Annotated in this window: 17 protein-coding genes; 6 read left to right on the top strand and 11 right to left on the bottom strand. The window is 60.4% G+C overall.

What is annotated here, in order from left to right; genetic code table 11:
- Window positions 1–157 precede the first annotated feature (157 nt).
- From K8U03_12570 to K8U03_12560, 3 genes are read left to right on the top strand one after another with little or no spacing between them, the layout of a single operon-like run.
- Window positions 158–1,972: a hypothetical protein gene (locus tag K8U03_12570; protein ID MCE9605720.1), complete on the top strand. Its 1,815-nt coding sequence runs from the start codon at window positions 158–160 to the stop codon at window positions 1,970–1,972.
- Between the two features lie 54 nt (window positions 1,973–2,026).
- On the top strand, window positions 2,027–2,953 hold the full coding sequence (locus K8U03_12565) for an alpha/beta hydrolase family protein (GenBank protein ID MCE9605719.1): 927 nt from the start codon (window positions 2,027–2,029) through the stop codon (window positions 2,951–2,953).
- Between the two features lie 37 nt (window positions 2,954–2,990).
- Window positions 2,991–3,785, top strand: coding sequence for an alpha/beta hydrolase (locus K8U03_12560; GenBank protein ID MCE9605718.1), 795 nt, complete (start codon window positions 2,991–2,993; stop codon window positions 3,783–3,785).
- A 15-nt stretch (window positions 3,786–3,800) separates the two neighbouring features.
- Here K8U03_12560 and K8U03_12555 read toward each other — a convergent pair whose 3' ends face one another.
- From K8U03_12555 to K8U03_12510, 10 genes are all read right to left on the bottom strand, one after another.
- On the bottom strand, window positions 3,801–4,559 hold the full coding sequence (locus K8U03_12555) for a sugar phosphate isomerase/epimerase (protein MCE9605717.1): 759 nt from the start codon (window positions 4,557–4,559) through the stop codon (window positions 3,801–3,803).
- A gap of 114 nt (window positions 4,560–4,673) precedes the next feature.
- Complete coding sequence (pepF, locus tag K8U03_12550; GenBank protein ID MCE9605716.1) at window positions 4,674–6,476, bottom strand: oligoendopeptidase F; 1,803 nt, start codon at window positions 6,474–6,476, stop codon at window positions 4,674–4,676.
- A 103-nt stretch (window positions 6,477–6,579) separates the two neighbouring features.
- Window positions 6,580–7,551, bottom strand: a complete 972-nt coding sequence (locus K8U03_12545; GenBank protein ID MCE9605715.1) for a ketoacyl-ACP synthase III — start codon at window positions 7,549–7,551, stop codon at window positions 6,580–6,582.
- 141 nt (window positions 7,552–7,692) lie between these two features.
- Window positions 7,693–8,796 carry a Gfo/Idh/MocA family oxidoreductase gene (locus K8U03_12540; protein ID MCE9605714.1) on the bottom strand — a complete coding sequence of 368 codons (1,104 nt, stop codon included), beginning with the start codon at window positions 8,794–8,796 and terminating at the stop codon, window positions 7,693–7,695.
- A 196-nt stretch (window positions 8,797–8,992) separates the two neighbouring features.
- On the bottom strand, window positions 8,993–9,721 hold the full coding sequence (locus tag K8U03_12535; protein ID MCE9605713.1) for a hypothetical protein: 729 nt from the start codon (window positions 9,719–9,721) through the stop codon (window positions 8,993–8,995).
- A 39-nt stretch (window positions 9,722–9,760) separates the two neighbouring features.
- Window positions 9,761–10,324: an orotate phosphoribosyltransferase gene (pyrE, locus tag K8U03_12530; GenBank protein ID MCE9605712.1), complete on the bottom strand. Its 564-nt coding sequence runs from the start codon at window positions 10,322–10,324 to the stop codon at window positions 9,761–9,763.
- Window positions 10,325–10,455: 131 nt separating this feature from the next.
- Window positions 10,456–11,616: a LysM peptidoglycan-binding domain-containing protein gene (locus K8U03_12525; GenBank protein ID MCE9605711.1), complete on the bottom strand. Its 1,161-nt coding sequence runs from the start codon at window positions 11,614–11,616 to the stop codon at window positions 10,456–10,458.
- Window positions 11,617–11,785: 169 nt separating this feature from the next.
- A complete protein-coding gene (locus K8U03_12520; protein MCE9605710.1) occupies window positions 11,786–13,153 on the bottom strand; it encodes a replication-associated recombination protein A in 1,368 nt (455 codons plus the stop codon).
- A 141-nt stretch (window positions 13,154–13,294) separates the two neighbouring features.
- Window positions 13,295–14,650 carry a hypothetical protein gene (locus tag K8U03_12515; GenBank protein ID MCE9605709.1) on the bottom strand — a complete coding sequence of 452 codons (1,356 nt, stop codon included), beginning with the start codon at window positions 14,648–14,650 and terminating at the stop codon, window positions 13,295–13,297.
- A gap of 65 nt (window positions 14,651–14,715) precedes the next feature.
- The gene (locus K8U03_12510) at window positions 14,716–15,975 is read right to left on the bottom strand and encodes a DEAD/DEAH box helicase (GenBank protein MCE9605708.1); all 1,260 of its coding nucleotides are present in this window, start codon (window positions 15,973–15,975) and stop codon (window positions 14,716–14,718) included.
- 1,129 nt (window positions 15,976–17,104) lie between these two features.
- Here K8U03_12510 and K8U03_12505 point away from each other — a divergent pair.
- The gene (locus K8U03_12505) at window positions 17,105–18,670 is read left to right on the top strand and encodes a HEAT repeat domain-containing protein (GenBank protein ID MCE9605707.1); all 1,566 of its coding nucleotides are present in this window, start codon (window positions 17,105–17,107) and stop codon (window positions 18,668–18,670) included.
- A gap of 86 nt (window positions 18,671–18,756) precedes the next feature.
- Here K8U03_12505 and K8U03_12500 read toward each other — a convergent pair whose 3' ends face one another.
- Window positions 18,757–19,971, bottom strand: a complete 1,215-nt coding sequence (locus tag K8U03_12500) for an inositol-3-phosphate synthase (protein ID MCE9605706.1) — start codon at window positions 19,969–19,971, stop codon at window positions 18,757–18,759.
- 315 nt (window positions 19,972–20,286) lie between these two features.
- On the opposite strand from K8U03_12500, the gene K8U03_12495 reads away from it, so the two are divergent.
- Both K8U03_12495 and K8U03_12490 read left to right on the top strand, forming a co-directional pair.
- Entirely contained in the window at window positions 20,287–20,649 is a 363-nt protein-coding gene (locus K8U03_12495; protein MCE9605705.1) for a cupin, read from the top strand.
- 12 nt (window positions 20,650–20,661) lie between these two features.
- The coding region (locus K8U03_12490; GenBank protein ID MCE9605704.1) for a DUF2071 domain-containing protein at window positions 20,662–21,190 on the top strand (529 nt) is incomplete at its 3' end.

Genomic DNA, 21,190 nt, shown 5'->3' with positions numbered 1-21,190 from the left:
AAAACCGGCGTCGATAGCATTCTCGCTGCTACTATGCTTGCTGCATCCGTTTCCGCGCGGCTATGCTGTTCTTATCGCCGATTCAGGCCTATGTAGTTTCCTTAAAAGTTCGTCGGCTTTCGCTTCCGTCAGGAGACGCCGCTTAAAGGCGTTTGCAATGTTTTTATCCCAACGCATCGTCCGGCTGGCGGCATTCCAGATTTGCGTCGTTTGCCAAGCAGCGATCGAAATGTCGTCGACGCTTGCGGTCGCCGCCGACGCGGTGGTCGCCAAGCAAGAGCCGATCGATCAGAAGCGGATCGTCGCGTTGATCGCGCAACTCGGAGCCGAAAACTATTTCGATCGTGAAAAAGCTCAGGCGGAGCTCACGACAGCCGGCGCGCAAGCCTTCGACTCTCTCAGTGAGGCGCTCGACACCGAACGGGACGTCGAGATTCTCGGACGAGCCGCTTACCTTTTGCATCTCATCAAAGTCGAATGGAACGACAAGAACGATGCGATCGAAGTCAGAAAACTCACGCAAAACTACGAAGGGATGGACGAGGATGCGCGCAAGACGGTGATCGACCAACTGGCGCAATTGCCCGATGTAAAACCACTCGCTGCCCTCTGCCGCATCATCCGCTTCGAGCGTTCGCAAGCTCTCTCGAAACGAGCCGCCGTACGCTTGATCGATCGAAAATCGGCAGCCGATGAAAATTGGAGCGAGAGAGAAAAAGCATTGCAAGCCGGCCTCGGCTCCAGTCCGCGCCCGGCCGCGGAATGGGTCCGCACCTATTTATTGACGAAGCACGATCCGGCGAAAGCCGTCGAAACGCTCCGGACGTTAACGAATGCCGAAATGCAAATCCTCCGGCAGTATCCGCAGCGAAGCAGCCCGGAAATCGTGATGAGCTTATGGCGACGGCAAGCCGAACTGCTCAAGCAATTGGATCGCCGCAAGGAGGCAGTCGCGGCGATGATGCAAATGGTCGCGCTCGAGCAGTCGGGCACTTCCGTCTTGAACGAAGTCTTGCAATGGCTCGTGGAAAACCAAGCCTGGGCCGAGATCGACGAACTCGCGACGCGCTTCTCGGGACGTTTCGATCAAGACCCGCTCTTGCTGTACTCCTTGGCTCACGCTCGTAAGGCGCAAGGGAAGATTCCCGAGGCGAACGAGATCGTGGCGCAAGCTCGGAAACTCAATCCCGAAGATCAGCGACGACACTTGATTATCGGACTCGAGCTCCACAAGCGAGGCCTCATCGAATGGTCGGAAGGAGAATACCGCGATGCCGTCGGCATGGGTACGCCGGGCCAAGTCTTAACGCTAACGGCTCAGTTTCTGCTGAGCGAATCGCTCCATGATCGGAAAGCGGATCAAGAAGCCGGAAAAGTTCTCGACGCCGCCACGACCGGCATGGAAGCGGCGATGGCCCAAGGGCTCGATTTCTCCGAGGCAGATCGAACGCTCGAAGCCAATCGGGCACGAGCGCACTACTTCTACGCATTGCACCACCTCGACGCCAAGGACTCGAAAACCGCGTTGAAACATCTGCTCGAAGGACTCGGCGAAGATCAATACGACGCCGAGATACTCATTGCCCTGTTTCAAATCCCCGACCTCGATGCTTCGCTGCGCGATCGAATTCGGAAGTTGATTCGCGAATCGGCCGAGATTTATCGGCGGCAGATTCAGGAAACTCCGAACTCCGATACGCCTTACAACCAACTCGCGTGGTTGCTCAGCAATACCGAAGGGGATTTTCAGGAAGCGCTGAAGGCCTCGCAGAAATCGCTAGAGATTCGCCCGGAGAACGCGGGGCACCTTGATACGCTCGGCCGTTGCTATTACGCCGTTGGCGACTTAGACAATGCGGTGAAGACGCAATCGCGCGCGATCGAGCTCGAACCGCACTCGCAGCAAATGCGCCGCCAACTGAAACTGTTTCAAGACGCCCAGGCGAAAAAGAAAGCGGCCCCGAGCTCCTAAGCCTCGCCTCGCACTAATAAATCCGATCCCAATCTCCGACCCCGGCTCTTTCTCATGCGATCCGACTTTCGCGAAAAGCTCTTAGATTGCCTCGGCGGCCCTTGGCCCGACGCCGGGCCTTTGAACGCCTCGACCATCGAAACGACGCAACACGACGGCTATCGCCTGGAAAAGGTCCGTTACGAGGTCGAGCCGGGAGAGAGCGTTGCGGCGTATGTCTTAGTGCCCGAGGGTGCGACGTCGTCGAAGCCTGCGCCGGGTATTTGCCTTTGGCATCAGCACAACGGCGCCTACGACATCGGCATGACCGAACCGGCCGGCCTCAAAGGCTCGGAGATGCACCACACGGGCGTCGCTCTGGCACGCGAGGGCTATGTCGTCGTCTGCCCGGATACGCTCGGCTTCGGCGAACGGCAAACGGGCAAGCTCAAAGGGGCGCAGCTGGAGCGATTTCTGTTCTTGCGCTATGTCGTCGGCGGCAAATGCTTGGCGTGGAAAAACATTCTCGACATGCGTCGAGCAGTCGACTATCTCGCCTGCCGGCCGGAGGTGCAAGCCGATCGCCTCGGTTGCTACGGCCACTCGATGGGCTCCACGCACACCTGGCTCGTCGGTCCTTGGGAACCACGGCTGAAAGTCCTCGTCGGAAATTGCTGCTTGCCGACGTATGCTGCAATCCATCGCGTCGAGATGCTGCACTGCTTCCCGAATTTCATTCCGGGCTTGTTCGAATTCGGCGACACTCCCGACATCGCAGCGCTGATCGCGCCCCGAGCGTTGCATCTGAACCTGGGAGAACTCGATTTCGGCACGCCGATCGCCGAAGCGAAACAAGGGATCGAAACGATTCGCCGCGCATATGAAGCCGTGCATGCCGAGGATAAGTTCACTTCCTACATCGAAGCGGGCACCGGCCATGTGCTGAGCCCTGAAATGTGGCGCCGTACCAAGGCGACGTTCGCCAAGCATCTGCACGGCTGAGCTCGATGAGCTGCTTCTGAGAATCCGGGAACGATGCATGAAACCTATCACGGTCGACGGCGTGCGCCTCGCAGTATTCGACGAAGGCCGAGGCACGCCGGTATTCTTCGCGCATGGTTTTCCACTGTCGCACGCGATGTGGAACGCTCAGCTCAAGCCGTTTGCCGAGCGCTATCGGGTGATCGCTCCCGACTTGCGGGGTTTCGGTGCGAGCGAGGTCGTGCCCGGCAAAACGACGATGCGGCGTCTTGCCGACGACTGCGCCGCGGTTCTCGACGAGCTCGCCGTCCGTGAACCGGTCGTCTTTTGCGGCCTTTCGATGGGGGGCTATGTCGCTTGGCAATTCGCCAAGCAGCATGCCGACAAACTTCGCGCGCTCGTACTGTGCGATACGAAAGCGGCAGCCGATACCACCGAAGCCGCGGAGACGCGCCGCAAGATGGCGGACCATGTGCTGAAGTACGGCACCGGAGCCGTGGCCGAAGCGATGCCTGCGAAGTTATTCGCGGCCGAAACGCATCGCTCGCATCCCGAAATCGTCGCCGGAATACGGAACACCATCGAATCGACGAACGCTCTAGGGCTGGCCGCGGCGCAGCTCGGCATGGCCGAGCGTGAAGACATGCGCGATTACCTGCCGAAGATCACGGTGCCGACGCTCGTCGTCGTCGGCCGCGAAGACGTGATCTCGCCGGTGGAAGAAATGCAAGCGATCGCCGCGGCGATTCCCGGCGCGCAGTTTCAAGTGATCGAAAACGCTGGGCACATGTCGCCGATGGAGAATCCGGCGGAGTTTAATCGGCTCGTGTCGGCCTTTATCGACGGGCTTTAAGCAAAGCCTCGCCGCTTACTTCGTCATCCGTTCCCAAAGCAGCCGATAATATTTCATCACGCGGATCGGATCGGCCGTCGCGGCTCCTTCTTCGACGAGCGTATAGCCGGTGAAGTTCGCGGCTTTCAGCAAGTCGAAGAGCTGTTGCCAAGGGTAGGTCGAAATCAAGTCGTGAATATGCACGGTGCCGATTCGCTTCGAGACCATCGCGAAGTTCGCTTCGAGCCCCGCGCCGTTGAGATCCGTCGGGTTGCAGTTCCAACAGACGGTCGCGTTCGGGTTGTCGGCAACATCCATGATCGTCTTCATGTGCGGCAGCTCTTGCGTCCCTACGCCGTGGATCTCGACTCGGATCTGCTGTCCGTATCCCGACCCGAACGCCGCGACTTCGTTCAACGAGCGGCCGATTTGTTCCAGCGTCTTTTGCACCGGCACTTCTTTGGGCAATCCATTGGGACGAACCTTCACTCCTTTGCCGCCGCAATCGTGCGAGAGCTCGATGAAGGCTTTCGTCTCATCGATATTCTTCTTCACGACGGCCGGGTCAGTAGAGTGATACTCGCAAGCGCTGCCGAGCCCGACGAGCACGAGCCCGGCATCTTCGAATTGCTTGGCGACGTCCTTGCGCTCGGTCGCGTTTAAGCTCGGCTCGACGCCGTGTTTATGCGTGCTTCGCAACTCGACCCCCTCCCAACCGGCCAGCTTGAGGTTCTTCAAGACGGTCGGCAGATCCCAATCTTTGCCCCAGTTGTAGGTGACGAGTCCGAGGTGCATGGGCATGGGCTTGGTCCTTAGTGCGGCGAGAACGTGGGCGGGAAGCTTGGGTGCTGGAACCCAGGCGAGGCATTCGCCGGCGCTGCGATGGCGCACTGCGAACGAACCGATAACTTAGAGCAGCGAATCGAGCTCGTCGACTAATTTTCCGAAATGAGACAACGCCGTATCCACGGCCGCGGGCTTTTCCATGTCGACTCCGGCGTCGCGGAGCAGATCGAGCGGATCCTTAGAACAACCTCCCTTGAGGAAGTTCAGATAGTCCCCCAGTTCCTTTTTGCCGCCGTTGACGACGCGTTCCGAAAGAGCGATCGCCGCCGAGAGACCGGTGGCGTATTTGTAGACGTAGAACGCACGGTAGAAGTGCGGAATGCGGAAACATTCGAGCGCAAGCTCGTCGTCGAGCGTGAAGTCGGGCCCGAAATAAGCGGCGAGCAACTCGCGATAGACTTGCTTGAAGCGATCGGTCGTGAGGGGTTCTCCTTGTTCGACCAACTCGTGCGTCCGCTTCTCGAACTCGGCGAACATCGTCTGCCGGATCACGGTGCCGCGGATCGCATCGATTTCGCGATTGATCAGGTAGGCGCGTTCGTTATCGTCACGCGCTTGCGACATCAGGTGCTTGCTCAACAACTGCTCGTTAAACGTGCTCGCCACTTCGGCCACGAATATCGTGTAGCCGTAGTAGATGTGCGGTTGGTTGCGGGCCGAATTGTACGAGTGCATCGAATGCCCGGCTTCGTGCGTCAGCGTGAAGACATGATCGAGCACGGTCGGCTGATAGTTCATCAAGATGTACGGGATGCTGTCGTACGTGCCGCTGGAGAACGCGCCGCTTTGTTTGCCTTGGTTTTCGTAGCGATCGCACCAGCGCCCCATCAAGCCTTCTTCAAGCACGCCGCAGTATTCGCTTCCGAGCGGCGCGAGCGACTCAACCACCGTCTTCACCGCTTGATTCCAAGTGTGCTTCATCTCCCGTTCGCTGAGAATCGGCACGTAAGTATCGTAGTGGTGAATGTCCTTAAGCTTCATCTTGCGGCGACGGAGTTCGTAGTAGCGATGCACGGCCGGCAAATTCTTGCGCACCGCCGCACAGAGATTGTCGTATACCGACTTCGGCACGTTGTCGGGAAACAGCGAAGCTTCGAGCGCGCTCGGATAGTTCCGCGCCTTGGCGTAATAACAGTCGCGCTGGATCGAACCGGCGAGCATGGCCGCCAGCGTGTTCTCGTGCGACTTGAATTGCGCGTAGTATTGACCGAACGCCGCTTGTCGCACCTTGCGCACCGGTGAGTGCAGGAACGAAGAGAACGAGGCGTGGCTTAGCTCGACTTCTTCGCCATGCTCGTTCTTGACGAAGCCGAATTTGAGATCGGCGTTGTTCAATTGACGAAACACTTGATTCGAAGCATCGGCCATTTCGGCCTGCATCGCCAGCAAGTTCTCTTCCGATTGCGAAAGCGTGTGCGGCTTATAGCGCAAGACGCGCTCGAGCACGAGCTTGTACGGCGCGATTTCCTTGGCCGCGAGGTACTTCTTCATCGTCGCCGCCGAGATGCTCATGATCTCGGGCCGAATATAACTCGCCGCTTGGCCGGCCTTCGAGGCGACGTTGCGGAACCGACCGAGCATCCGCTGGTAAACGCTGTTCGACGTGTCTTCCGCCGTCTTAAGATAGGCGTAGCTGCCGAGATTATCGCCGAGCCGATCGAGTTCGTCGTCGAACTTCAAACAAGCGGCCAGCGTCTTGGCATCGTCGCCGAGCTTGCCGCGAAACTTTTCGTAACCGGTGGTCTGTTTCTCGTACTTCTTAAACGCCGTCTCCCAAGCATCGTCGCTTGCGAATAACGTCGCAAGATCCCACGTGTCGGAGGTTTTGACTTGGCTACGTTTCGGAAGAGCTTTTTGTTTTGCCATAGCGAGCAACGAGATCCGAAAAAAGAAAGCGACGCCTCAAGCGTCGAAACACAAGTTTACTTCCAAGGATGCACCGAACCGATCGCCGGCGCGACATCGACGATTACCACTTCCAAACACCGGTTCCCCAGGCCAATCCCGCACCGAAGCCGCTCATCAGCAAATGGTTGCCCCGTGCTACGCGCCCTTGCCGCACGCATTCATCGAGGACCAGCGGAATACTCGCGGCCGAGGTATTGCCGTAGCGGTCGAGTTGGATCGCGACTTTCGATTTCGCCAAGCCAAGCGCGTCGGCGATGCCGTCGATGATGCGCACGTTGGCCTGATGCAGCAGCACGAGATCGAGTTGCTCGAGCGATAGGTCGGCCGCGCGAACGACGTCGCGCATGTTTTCTTCGACCAATCGCACGGCCCATTTGAAGACCGGCTTGCCGTCCATGTGCAGGAAATGGCTCTCTGCATCCGCAGCGGCATCGTAGGGAATTCGGGAACCTCCCATCCGTCGGATGAGAAAGTCACAACCGCCGCCGTCGGCCCCGAGCGAATAGGCGAGCATCCCCTGCTCCGCCGTGCCGGGAGTAAGCAGCACGGCTCCCGCACCATCGCCGAAGAGCGGATACACTTTCGTATCGCGAGGGTTCAGGATTCGCGAATTACAATCGGCACCGATGACCAGACAACGCTTGCTCGTTCCCGCGGCGATGAATTGCATGCCGGTGATCAGCGTATACATGAAGCCCGCACACGCCGCTTGCAGGTCGACGGCTCCGCACCGCAGCCCGAGCTTGTGTTGCACGAGCGCGGCAGTCGAGGGGCAAAGATAGTCGGGCGTGAACGTGCCGACCAACAGCATGTCGACCTCGCTCGCGGCCACGCCTGCCCGCTCTAAGCATTGCGCCGCGGCGCGCACGGCCAGATCACTCGTTGCTTCGTCGGCAGCGACATACCGACGCTCGCGGATCCCCGTCCGTTGCACGATCCAATCGGGATCGAAGCCGTGCGTCCGCCGCAGGTCTTCGTTCGTGACGACCTGATCGGGCACCGATGCGCCGGTAGCCGCAATCGCAACACCCATCAGGCGGCGAATCGGATACTGTTGCGACGAAACGGCTTCGGACATAGGGAGCTGTGGTCGGTGGTCAGTAGTCGTAGGTCAGTTGCCTGAGGCGAGCGGGGGCAGTAATGCCCCCGTTTCTGCGCGTTGCGGCGCTTTTTCTTACTTCGCGGCTTCCGGCGTATCGATCCAGCGGCGATCGCGATGCGATTCGAGGCAGGCATCGGCGACGAGTTGAGCATTTAAGCCATCGTAAAAACTCGGCACCGCTTGGCGCCCTTCGACGATCGCCGAAACGAATTCCCACATCAAATCGTAGCGGAACACCGTCGCCGGCTTGCCTTGGCCGGGGTCGCGTGGGCTGCCGGCCGGCTTCAAAAATTCCGCCGGCACTTCGACCGGCTTCAAGTCGCTGCCGGTCTTGCCGAGCAGAATCACGTTCGGCTCGTGCATTCGATATACGGCCGATCCTTCCGAGCCGTTGATCTCGGCCCATTCGTGGCCGAAGCCGTCGAGATGGTACCCCTTGGCGAGAGTCGTTCCTTCCCACACGCCGACGGCTCCGCTCTTGAAGTCGCCGATCAGGGCCGACCAATCGTCGACCTCGGACGGCGCACAAGGCTTACCGTCGACCGTCCGATCGCGCGGCGTAAATCGAGCGATGCTGCCGCAGATGCGCGCGATCGGGCCGAGCAGATCGGCGGCGAAGTCGATCCGGTGGATCGTCATATCGAAGAGATCCCCCGCGCCCGCTTTATCTTTGTATTGCCGCCAACCCCAACTCGTTTCCGGCCAATCGAGAAAGCGCTGCGAGCGAAAGTGACGAGGCTCGCCGAGCGCACCGGTCGACACGAGGTGCTTCATGTATCGCATCGAGGGAGCGAAGCGATAGGTGAAGGCGGTCATGTGGACCACCTTGTTATCCCGCGCGGCCTCATACATCTCGCGTACTTCGCCGCCGTTCAAACCAAGCGGCTTCTCGCACATGATGTGCTTGCCGTGTTTAGCCGCGGCGACGGCGATTTCCTTGTGCGTGAAGTTCGGCGTAGCGATGACGACGGCATCCACTTCCGGGTCGGCGCACAACGCCAGAGCGTCGGTCGTGACTTTCGTAATGCCCCACTCGCTTTTACGGCGCTCGAGCAACGCAGGATCCGCATCGCATGCCGCTACGAGCTTTGCGCGCGAGTCGAGGCGAATCCCGGGTACGTGATGATAGTCGCTGACTGCGCCGGAGCCGATGATGCCGATTCGAACGGGAGACATAAGTTAAAACGCAAAAGGAACAAGGAGTAACCGACGACGCTCCGCAAAACCGAAACGAACGACGAAAGGCATGCTCGAACGCTTTACCTTGCGCATTCCGGGTTTTGCATTTTTCGTCAGGTTATTCGTTTCGTGCGGCATTCACAAGGCCCTCGGCCTTTCGCACGACGACGAGTTTGCCCTTCGCAGAACGCGTTTATGCGGCCTTGCGGCGGCGTTTTCGGACAGTGCGAATCGCAGGAGGCGCGATTGCAGCCGGCGGCGGCGACAACTCGTAAAGGTGCGCGTTTCGCTCCTTGCCGACCTGCCGCAACAGGCTCATTTCACGCAGACAGTAGACGATCTTCTGCGCGACGCCGCGCCGAAGCCCCAACCCTTCGGCTACGTGGCCCGTATGAAACGGGGCGGGCATCGACTGCGGCAGCAACGCGACGAGGTCCGCGCCGCCACGAAAGACATGCGTCTCATGGACGGCTACGAGCTTCTGATCTTCGACTTGGAAAGCATTGGCATGCCGGCGGCGACGACGGCCTTGGCCCGGATAGCGCCATTCCTCGACTTCGACCAGCACGACTTCGAGCGTCAGCCGTGGGTGGGGGAACAAGGTGCGGAAGTAAATCAATTCGTCGAACACGTCGAGCAACTTTCCCCGCTTAGGGCTGCTCCGTCGCTCGACGACTTTCCCTGCCCGGCGCGTTTGCTTGATGAGCGTCTTGCGTACGACGATCGGCTTCACGACGCGTACGTCGTGCTCGGCCGTGAGCGTGCGGATCTTATCGCGCAGCGCCGCGAGCGAGCCGTGCTGAATCTCGATCAGCTCTGAGCCTCGCACCACGTCGATCCGATAGCGGCCCAATCGGACTTCGATCGGCGAATGGTCGCCGGCGTAGAAGCGTTTGAGATCGCGATGGAGCGATGTTTCCATAGAACGGCGACTATCGGAAAAGGAACTTCGAGCGAGCGGCTATTTCGGCGGCTCGATCCCGAAGTCGCGAATGGTAAACAAGCTCTTGCACCAATACCCTCGCGCTGCGAAGGCTTCGGTGCCCCCTTCCATGCGATCGACGATCGCGATCACGCCGCGCACCTTAAGGCCATACGCGAGACAACGATCGATCGCCAAGATCGACGAGCCGCCGGTCGTGACGACGTCTTCGACGATCACGACTTCGTCGCCGGCTGCGACCGGGCCTTCGATGAACTTATTCGCCGTCGCGCCGTGATCCTTCGTCTCTTTGCGAACTAGGAAGCCGAGCATCGGCAGGTTTTGATAACCGGCGACCACGACGACCGACGCGGTGATCGGATCGGCGCCGATCGCCATCCCACCGACCGCCACCGGAAGCGGCCCATCGCCGACGAGCATCTCCAAGATCCCTTCGCCGATCAGCTTCGCCCCTTGCGCATCGAGCGTGACCTGCTTGCAATTCAGGAAGTAGCTCGACTTCTTGCCGGACGCGAGCGTGAAATCGCCTCGCTTGAGAGCTTTGGTTTCGATGAGAGCGTGGAGCGCGGAGCGGTCGTACATGGCTGTGGCCGGGGGCTGAGGTCGAGGGGCCGAAAAACGACGATGCACCGGTATAACAGCGCGGTCGAATTTCGACTAGCGGGCGGAGTGCGAACGATCGCGCCGACGCGATCTCACACGTTCGCCGCCAACTACTTTCGGACTACGACCTTCGAGCCGACGGAAAGAATATCGCATAGATCGTCGGCATCGCGCGCGGAAAGCGCGACGAGACCGCTCCCGGGTGCTCCTACTTCGTTCGTGCCGGCCATCACGATGCCGCCGCTCAAACTAATCGCAGGGCTACTCGCTCCGGACGGGGCGACGGCGTTCTTGGCGACCTTATCGACGACGCAATTTCCTTCGGGCAGGTCCTGAGCAACGCCGGCCGGAAAGCTCCCCGCATACATACCGTCGACGAACAACGAAAGACGTTGATGACCTTTATCGACCACGGCGTCGAACGGTCCTTTGACCATTTTCAATTGGGTGCCGGCCGGTAAATACAACGGATCGGTGATGCCGTTGATCTTCGCCAACAATCCCATCGGCACTTGATGTTTTTCGGCGATCGCTTGCAGCGATTCTCCTTGAGCGACGACGTAAGCCGGCTCGATCAGATGCTCGCGGGAATAGATAACTGTGCCCGCCAATTGATCGAGCAACTCTTGCACGCGGCGCGCATCTTCGGGCGACAAAGCGGCATGATCGAAGCACTTGCTGAACTCATCGAGCGCTTGCAGATAATTGTTTTGGGCGAGGAACGCTTGCCCCTTCGCGATCGACTCCGCGGGATTCGTAGTAGTTAGGGTCGGCGTTGCGCTCGACGGCTGCAGGGCGTTCGGCATGCCGTGCGAAGCGGCCGGCGTTGCAGCGCCAGAGATAGAGGGAGCGGAAACCAAATGCACCGCTCCACCACCGTCGAACGGCCCAGGCACGGCATTGGTCGATGGATAAGAAGCCGGCACAACAGCCGCCGCAGTTCCGGCGGGAGCGGCGGCAGGTGGATTCGCTGCCGTTGGTGTTAGAGCGGGGCCGGTGAGAGGGCCGCCCGGAGCGATGCGTGCGGTGCCCGAAGCTTCGGTCGACGTACCGTATTTCGGTGCCGCGCCTCCTGCGGGCCCCGTAGGCAAGGCGACGTTGCTATCCAGCTTCAGCTCGCCGCCGCCGGGAAGTTCGATGCGCGGTGGGCTATCCCAATTGACCGTCTCGACCGGCGGCTCGACCTTCGGCTTACCGGTGAGCGTGGTATAAGCGCCGTAGGCTAAGGCCCCTAATACGACGACGACACAAATCGTTTTGATGAACTGCATGTTCGTCCTCCTTGACGAAACTCGACGACGTTTTGCATTCCCTGCACGTCGTCGGATGGCGCGTCGGTCGAAAATCGGCCGCCGACCGAATCCTTTAGTTCAAACGCTATCCTGAGAGAAGCGCGGATCATAGCGAAAGCCCTCCGACGCCGCTACGGCAGCTCGCCGGTCACTTCGCACCTTCTTCGGCGGTCGAGCGTGCTTCGCGCAGCCGGGCACGAATCGCCTCCAACCGCTTCGCTAGCTCCGCTTCGAAGCCGCGCGGCACCGGGCGATAATAAGTCTTCTCGACTCCGAGATAGTCTTGAGCGGCAACGCCTCCTTCGGCGTCGTGAGCGTACTGATACCCTTCGCCATGCCCCATCCGTTTCGCACCACCGTAATGCCGATCTCGCAAATGCACCGGCACCGGAATCAATCGCCCTTCGACCACATCGCGCCGTGCTTCGCCGATCGCCAACGTCGCGGCGTTCGACTTCGGCGCGCAAGCCAGATATGTCACCGCTTGCGCGAGCGGCAATTGGCACTCGGGCAGGCCGACGAACTCGCATGCCTGCATCGCAGCCACCGCTAGCGGCAAGGCGTGAGGATCGGCATTCCCGATGTCTTCGCTCGCTGCGATCACGATCCGCCGCGCGAGGAACCGAACCTCTTCCCCGGCTTCCAGCATGCGCGCGAGCCAGTAGAGCGCGGCATCCGGATCGCTACCGCGAATGCTTTTGATCAGTGCGCTCGCGGCGTCGTAATGTCCATCACCGTCGCGGTCGTATTCGATAGCCTTCTTTTGAATCGACTCCTCGGCAAGCCCCCGCGTAAACTCGACGGGCCGCTCCGTGCAAGAGAGCACGCCGACCTCAAGCGCCGATAGCGCTCGCCGCGCATCGCCGTCGCTCACCTCGGCGAGAAAGTCGACCGCGTCGGCATGTAGATGCACGTCGTAACGGCCGAGCCCTCGCTCGTTGTCGGCCGCGGCACGCTGGAGCAAGTCGCGAATGTCTTCGATGGAAAGCGCTTTGAACTCAAAAACCCGACTGCGGCTGACCAGCGCGCTCGTCAGCGCAAAGAACGGATTTTGCGTCGTCGCTCCGACGAGCACGATCCCCCCATCCTCGACGTCCGGCAGCAGTACGTCTTGTTGAGCCTTATTGAAGCGATGGATTTCATCGACGAACAGCAACGTCCGATGTCCATCGGCGGCCAGGCGGTCGCGTGCCGTGTCTAATATCTCGCGCAACTCTTTCACGCCGGCCGTCACCGCGTTGACTTGCTGAAAGCGGCACTTCGTCTCGTTGGCAAGCAGTCGTGCGAGCGTGGTCTTACCGGTCCCCGGCGGACCGTAGAAGATCACCGAGCCGAGTCGATCGGCCTTCATTAAGCGGCGGAGCAACTTTCCTTCTCCGAGAAAGTGCCGCTGTCCGGAAAACTCGGCCAGCGTTCTCGGACGCATCCGGGCGGCGAGCGGCTGAGCCTTCTGCTTATTGACTGCCTCGGCGGCGGCGAACAACGAACCGGACTCTTCGCTTCGTTTGATTGCCATTGCCGAACCGCTCCAATGCGAAAGCTCTTTTTGAGTCGAGCGGAATTATACCCCTTGTCTACGGCTACGGCCGGCCTCGCGAAACCGCAAGCCGGTCGAATCGGCGAACGACTGAGAAGTTTCCGACTCGAAGTTCGCGACTTACGGGATCGGCGAGATTTCAACGCTCAGCGACCCGGAGTTGTCTTGGAGTTCGCCGTTAGAGTCGTTGACCCGAAGATAGAGCGTTCCTGAAGCCGAAGGAACGAGCGTCGTCTCCAAGCCGATCTCGATCGGCCGAAGCATCGCCGGCTCTCGCGCCGCATCGAACGCGTCGGGCTCGACCGCACCGAGGAGCATTCCAAGCGGCCGGCCGCGAAAGTACCGAATCGTGATCCCCGCCGGTTCGCACGGCCACGGCTTGCCGTCGGCCGCGGCGATCTGGTATCGGCCCGAGGCTCGTACTTGGTATTTTTTGCCGGCTTCGAGCTTCACGTCCGCAGACTGCCAGCCGCGGTCGGCCGCGACGCTCACTTTCGCTCCGGTGGCTGCAAGCGGACTTCCGGAACGAAAATCGATCGCCGAGCGCGGCACATCGACACCGTATTCCAATTCGTGAGCGAATACGGACCATTCACGATTCAGATCCGCGGCCTCGCCGGCGAACCGCTTACGAAATTCGGCGTTAAACCGGTCGTGCGAGCCAAGCAACTCGGCTTGGAGAGTGCGGAAGCGACCTTGGTAGCGAGGATGCCGATCTAAAAACATCGCCAAGGCCCAACACCACGCATACGATTCGACATCGGTAAAGCCGCGCACCGAATCATTAACGAGATCACCGATCCTGCGAAAGCGGCCCGCTTGGAGATCGACTTTGATCGTCGCGATTCGTCCGAGCGCCGGAACCTCTTCCCGATTGCGGGGGACGTAACCGAGCAGAAGTTGCTCGCCGCTCGGAGCGGCCGGATTCCAGCGATGCGTTGCTTCGAGTTCGGCGACCCCTTCCATAAACCATGAAGGGCCGCAATCGCCGAGCAGCGTGTTCATGAACCCGTGCGTCCCTTCATGCAAGAGCAGGTGTCGCCGATAGTAATCGCTAGGTTGCTCGTAGAACCAGAGGTCGGCGCCGATCGCGAAACCGTTCTTGAAGTCCGGCAGCGTATTAGGAACGACGCCGGCGGCGCGAAACCGGGCTATGTCTTTGATCAGAAACCCGTGCATCCGCCACTGGGCGATACGACCCGGATCGACTTGGAAATACTTCGCCCATTGCGGCACGGCGGCATCGAACACTCGCGGCAATTCCTCGACGGCGGGTGTCGCAGGAAGGTCGGTGTAAAGTGTGAGATGCTTCCCGACGATTTCACGAAGGCCGGCAGCGCGGATCCGCTCGGCATCGAGCGGCATCGGCTTGGTGAAGGTCGCTTGCTCGGCGGTCTTCGTGGTCGATTGCGCAACCAGGCTACTGATCGACGCCAGAGAGAAGCCGCACGCAACGATCGCAAAGATTGGCTTCATGACCGCGGGCTTTATTTCGTCTCAACCGTTCTTATCGCCGAGACATCGATCTCTAGCCGATTGCCTTACAATGCCCGACGATACTTCTTTTTCGCGGGCGGCTTCGCAGGGCCTTCTCCTTCGGCGGCAGCCGGCGGCGGAGCGGCCATGCCGGTGTCGTTCGTGATGTATTTCGTCGAGCCGGCAGCTGCGGCCGCCGCAGCGGCTTCCGGAGCCATCCCTTGCCGTTTGCTGGTCGCCTCGAAGCCTTCGATCTCGTCGCGCTTGAGCAACTTGTCGATGCGGATTTCGATGCGAGTCAGCTCGCCACCCTCTTCCGGCGTGACGAACGTATAGGCCACCCCTTCTCGGCCCATGCGTCCGGTTCGGCCGACGCGATGCACGTAGTCGTCGCAGAAGGCCGGCACGTCGTAGTTGATGATATGCGAGATATTACTGACGTCGATGCCGCGTCCGACGACGTCGGTCGCTACGAGATGCTGCACTTTGCCGGCGCGGAAATCCGCCATGACCCGATCGCGAGCGCTTTGCGTGAGATCGCCGTGAATGCAGGCCGAGCCGGGAACTTTTCTTTGCAGACTGTGCTGCACTTTCTCGGTGCCCCGTTTCGTGCGGCAGAAGATGATCGACTGGCGAGGGTTCTCGCGCTTGACCAAGCGCATGAGAAGCTCTCCCTTCTTTTCGGCGTCGACCGTGAAGTAATACTGGTCGATAGTATCGGCCGAAACATCCGTCGGCGAAAAGTTCATCGACTCCGGCTCGTGCATGTAGCGGCGAGCTAGTTTTTCGACCGGCGGCGGCACGGTCGCGCTGAGCAACAACGTCTGCCGCGATTGCGGACACTTGCGAAGAATCTTCTCGATGTCAGGTCGGAAACCGATGTCGAGCATCCGGTCGGCTTCGTCGAGCACTACCAAGCGGATATTCTCGAAGCTAAGCGTTCCGCGAGCCATGTGATCGAGGATCCGGCCTGGAGTTCCGACGACGACCTCGGCCCCCCGCTTCAACTTCTCCACCTGTTGACGAATCGGTTTGCCGCCGTAGATCGCGAGGATCTGCGCTTTGCGTCCCTTGGCGAGCTTTTCGAATTCGTCTTTCACTTGCACTGCGAGCTCGCGCGTCGGCACGAGGGCCAAGGCTTGCGGATGAGCGTGGGCGTGATGCGCGTCGAGCTTCTCGAGAATCGGGATCACGAACGACGCCGTCTTGCCTGTACCCGTCCGCGCTTGGCCGAGCACGTCGACTCCCTTGAGCGCCCGCGGGATCAGTCCGGCTTGAATCGGTGTCGGCTCTTCGTATCCGGCGGCGTCGAGCGCGGCAACCATGATTTGCGACAAGCCGAACTTGCGAAAGCCCGTGGCGTTTTCGTCGATCGGAGTGCGCTGCAGGTCTTCGTGCTTCGGTTCGGCCGAGGCGCGGCGCGCTTCGTCGCGCGCATCGGCAGCGGCATCATCGGCATCGCTTTCGAACCGCTCGGATTCGGCGGAGCTTAAATCGTAGCGCGAGTAATCGCTTTGTGACGCGGCGTTGCGATTCGGCGGACGTCGCCGACCAGAGTTTCGGTCAGGGCCGTTGGGTGTCAAAGTCGTGAAGATCGCGAGTGGGTCAATGGGGGCCGGCTGAGAGCCGCCCGAAGAACGCCGCGAGCAGCGTCTATAGAAGAAGTGCTCGCCCCGACCTTCATTTGCCGTGCCGGCTCTCAAGAATCCGCAACACAACCCTATCAGGTGGAACGGTTTTCGTCAAACCAACAGCACTCGGCATCGGCAATCACAATAAACAGTTCGATCCCTCAGGCGCAAAAATACAGGCCGTCGGACGGTGCTCGACGCACCACCCGACGGCCTATCTCTCGTTGTGTCCCGTCACGTTCGGAGTCGAGCGAATTCGCAGAAGCGACCGTTCGACGCCGAAACGCTCCTCCAGAAGAGGCGCTCAGAAGAGCCGCGCGTGCGGACTACTTCTTGCCCTTCTTAGCCGGACCCTTGGTCTTGGCCGAGGGGGCTGGCTTCTTGGCGGCAGGGGCAGTCTTAGCAGCAGGCTTCTTGGCAGCGGCCATTTCCGTGGCTCCTTCAGTAACAGTACGGGTCCCCAAGCGTTCGGTAATAAGCGGCCCCTCGGGGTACCCGACGGTAAGGAACCGCTTTCAAGACATGCAGAGTTCGGAGGATCGGCGGACGGCACGACGACGCGCGGCGAATGCGGCACGACGTCCTTGTCGTCTCCCCGATCCACCGCAAGTGTCGCACGATGCACCGAAAATTCCGAGCGCTGCGAACACCCTTGCGGATGCGCTACGACGCGTTGAGCGACGCAACTTCGTCATCTAAGCAAGTTTATCGGGAGCGCGTCAAGAGAACTTGGCAATTCTTCGCAGATCGCGCCAAGATTTTTCACGCACGAGCGCGCGGCGAGCGATGTCGCACGCGAGCGCGCATCGTTATAAATAATCGAATGAATAACGACGAACTCAATCGGATGTGGGACGAACTTTTAATCGACGTTGCGCGCTACGGCGAGCTCGATGCCGAGCGCCGCGCAGCGATCGGCGAAACGCTGCGCGAAACGGAACTCGACGACGCCCTCGCAGTCGATGAATTTCTAGCCGCCACGAGGCCTGCGGCCGACGGCAGCGAACAGCTTTTAGCCCTATTTTTACAGCATTCCGTGCAACCTTGGCTGCTGCGTGATGAAGCCCATGCGCTATTGCCCACCTCGGTGCGTAAGCTCGTCGATTGGTATCGCGCTGCGGGCTGTGAAACGATCGTTAGATTTCCGATCTTGCGAACCCTGGCGATCGACGGCTATGCACCCGCGCTGGCCTCGCTCGCCGACCTCGTCGTGGAAGCTCCGCCGACCGATGAACGACAAGCCACGATGGCGCTCGTTCCCCTCTTCCAACCTCGTACGGAAAAACTTCCGGGAGCCGCCGCACTCTTCCCGAAATTATTGGACGCCGTCGGCCGGCCGACGCTCGCGCCGATCGTTCTTGACCTCGGGAACTTCCTAACTCGGCGGCGTGTGTTGCCCGAGCATCCGGCCAAGGGGCGCGTCGGCGAGTTGGCGCACTTGCTCGGCGAACTGGCGAAGCGACTCGGGCGGATCGAAGAGCAGCCGCGTGAGTATGCCGCGACGCCGCAAGAGCTCAGTAAGATCGTCAACGACGCCGTGACGCTGATGGTCTCGCTGTGCGATGCCCTGGCCCTTTGCGGCGATGCCTCGGCAACCGCTAAACTACGACAAGTTCTCGACTTAAAGCATCGCCACATGCAGACGGAGGCGGCTGCCGCACTCGCTCGATTGGGCGACGAAGAGGGGCTCGAACGACTCAAGACGCTCGCGAAAGAGCCTGTCGTCCGGACGCGCGTGCTCTATTACTTGGAAGAACTTCGCGCAACGGAAAAGGTCGACGCCGCACTCCGGTCGCCCGAGGCCCGTGCCGAGGGAGACTTGGCGGCCTGGATGGCGCAGCCGACGCGGTTCGGAGTCGCTCCCGACACGTTGGAACTGATCGATCGCCTGACGCAATACTGGCCGGGCTACGTCGACCGAGTCGAATGCTTTTTGTTCGTGTATGAATATCAGCGAGGCCAGAACACCGTGGCCGGCGTCGGCTTGGTAGGTCCGACGACCAATGCCTTGCAAATCGACTTACAGGATTTGCCGGCACCCGACATTTATGCCCTGTACGCCGGCCTCGATTCGGAGCACGCCGAGATTTACGAAACTCCGATCGGAGAGCTATCTCCCGACCAAGAACAGGCCTGGGGGCAAGTCGGCCGTGCGCTCGAAGCGCAAGGATACGCCGATCTCGAACTTTCGATCTGGGGGCACTTCTTCGAGGAGCAGCATGCCGTGGCGACGGCTTCGCACGGCGGACGGCGCGGCGTGATCGTCGTCGCCGACGACCATAGCGAATGGTTCTCTCTCCCGACGACCCGCGGCTTCGGGCCTCGCGAAGCTTACGCGATCTTCAAAGGGCGAAAGCTGTTGAAGACGTTTAATAAAGAGGCGGAATAAACCGGTCGGGCATCGTCTACGCCTTCGCTTTAAGTAAGCGATCGGTGTGAGTCATCCAGCTGGATGCCGGTCGGCCGGACTGAGCCCTACTTCTTCGCAACCGTCTCGCGCGCCCAAGTTTCGAGTAATTGAAACGCCACCGTAAAGTCGTGTTCGTCGCTCCCCATCGGGCTCTTGAAGAAGCTCGAGAGAAACGTGAGGATGCCGGTGTCGCCGTTGCGCCAAGCACGTTCGGTGAAGCGGACCAAGTCGATCACGAGCGGCGCGGCGAGTAGCGAGTCGCAGCCTTGCCAGATGAATTGAAACGTCATCGGCGTGCCGAGAAAACCTTTGAAGTGGACGTGATCCCACGCGGTTTTCCAATCTCCCATGCTCGCGATGTACTCGATCGAGACGAGCGTCTGCGGTGGGTATCCGAGAATCTTGCCGAGCAACCGATCTTTGCTCGTGACCTTGGCTTTCTTGTTCGAAGGGTCGTCGAGAACTTTGCCGTCCATGTTGCCGAAGATGTTGTGACCGACCCAACTCATGACGTTCAAATTGCGGCGGGCGAACATCGGGGCGAGGGTGCTCTTCAGCAGCGTCTCGCCGGTCTTGCCGTCGTATCCCATGTGGCGGCTGCCACGTTCCCGAGCCAGTTCGTCGATCGCCGGCAGATTGGTGCCGAGCGACGGCGTGAAGTTCAGGTGCGAGTAGCCGAGGTCGAGCGTGGCGATCGCGTAGAGCGAGCTGGCCGGCAGCACGCACTTCTTCGGCTTGTCGATCAGCTTGTCGAGTTCGCTCCACTTCGTCGGGAACTGCGCTGGGTCGACCGGCGGTTCGGTCGAGGCGACGTTAATCACGATCACATGCGCCAGTTTGTTCTCTTCGGCGAATTTTTTCAGATCGGCCTGGATTCTCGCAATCGTTTCTCGCGGCGTTTCTTTGCTCGTTGCTTTCACCGTCGGTGAGGCGAGCCCTTCGATCGTCGAACCGCAATTCGCCACGGTACCCGGCCGGATCACCTTGTCGAGCTTCTCGAGTTCCCCCTTGAGCTTGCCGATGAGTTCGCCGTCGATCGCGCGGCTCTCGGTACACATCCGCATCGCTTCTTCGTAACTCTTGAGATCGCGAATCTCATGACCGCCGATGACGAGATCTTTCCAATCGATCAGGTCGAGCGTTTGAAACTGCGGCAGCGCGCTGACGAGAGCCGTGGTTTGAGTCAGTCCCTTCTTGAGGGCCAGCAAGCCGACGATGGCCGTCGAAGCGACCCCACCCTTAGCGCCGATGAACCAAATGCCGATACGATTGCGAGCCATGCGAGTGCGTCTTCTGGGGTGCGATTGCGGTGGGGTGGGGCCTGCGGGAAATCAGCCGCCGGGCGACGCTTTCTCGCCGCGACCGATTTCGGAACTCACGATTCTCCGCCACCATGCGGGCGACGTCAAGGACTGAGGCACGTGCGAGAATCAACGCTACAACGGCAGAACCCGGGCCTGACGGCTCCCCGCTCACCCCGGAAGAATTTGCTCCGGAGCAGGCTCGAAACGGCGAAGCGCATCGGCTTGCGGCGTCTGATACGATTGGGCGCGAGGTCGTGGACCGCCCTTGCTCGAATCGAGGAGACATTCGTCATGCCGACATTTATCCCAGGGCCGAAGATCGTCGAGGCGGCCGGCAACAAGCCGAAACGGATCGAAGAATACGTCGGCCGCATCAACTCCGGAACCGCCAGTGTGAGCGTTGCTCGGATGGTGAGCCCTGCGGGTTGGGTCGAGCCGGGCCAGACCCCGGAGTTCGACGAGTACACGCTCGTACTCAAAGGAACTTTGCACGTGAAAACGCGCGAGGGAGAGATCAACGTCGCGGCCGGTCAAGCGATCATCACTCACGGCGGCGAGTGGATTCAGTACAGCACGCCGGGAGCCGAAGGCGCGGAGTACGTCGCCGTCTGCTTGCCCGCGTTCTCGCCGGGAACCGTTCACCGCGACCCCTAACTCTTTGCCGCCATGAGTAACTCGCCACCCATCGAGTTTCGCCGACCGACCCGTGACGACCGACTCCGCTTCCGCGAACGACCGCGGCGCGGAGCGGCGATGCGGCAGTCGTGGCGCTCGCTGTTGTTCGCGCATTGGCGCGTCGAGCCGGAACGAATTCAGCGCACGCTGCCGCCGGGGCTACACGTCGACACCTACGATGGCTCGGCCTATGTCGGCATCGTGCCGTTTCTGATGCGGAATATTCGCCCGTGGTGGTCGCCCTACTTGCCGTGGTTGTCGAATTTCCTGGAACTCAACGTCCGAACTTACGTGCACGACGCGTTGGGCCGGCCGGGCGTTTGGTTCTACTCGCTCGATTGCGATCAACCGGTCGCGGTCTGGGGCGCGCGGAAGTTCTTTCACCTCCCGTACCGACACGCCGCGATGAGTGCGCCGCAGATCGAAGCGACGACCGACTACCGCTCGCAAGTGAAAGGGACGAACCTGCGCTGCGATGTTCGCTATGCTCTAGGTCGCGAAGAGCGCGAGGCCGTGCCGG

The organism is Planctomycetia bacterium (assembly GCA_021413845.1).
Lineage (GTDB): Bacteria > Planctomycetota > Planctomycetia > Pirellulales > PNKZ01 > PNKZ01.
The sequence above is the reverse complement of the archived record's forward strand: the minus strand, read 5'-3'. Positions and strand labels throughout refer to the sequence as shown.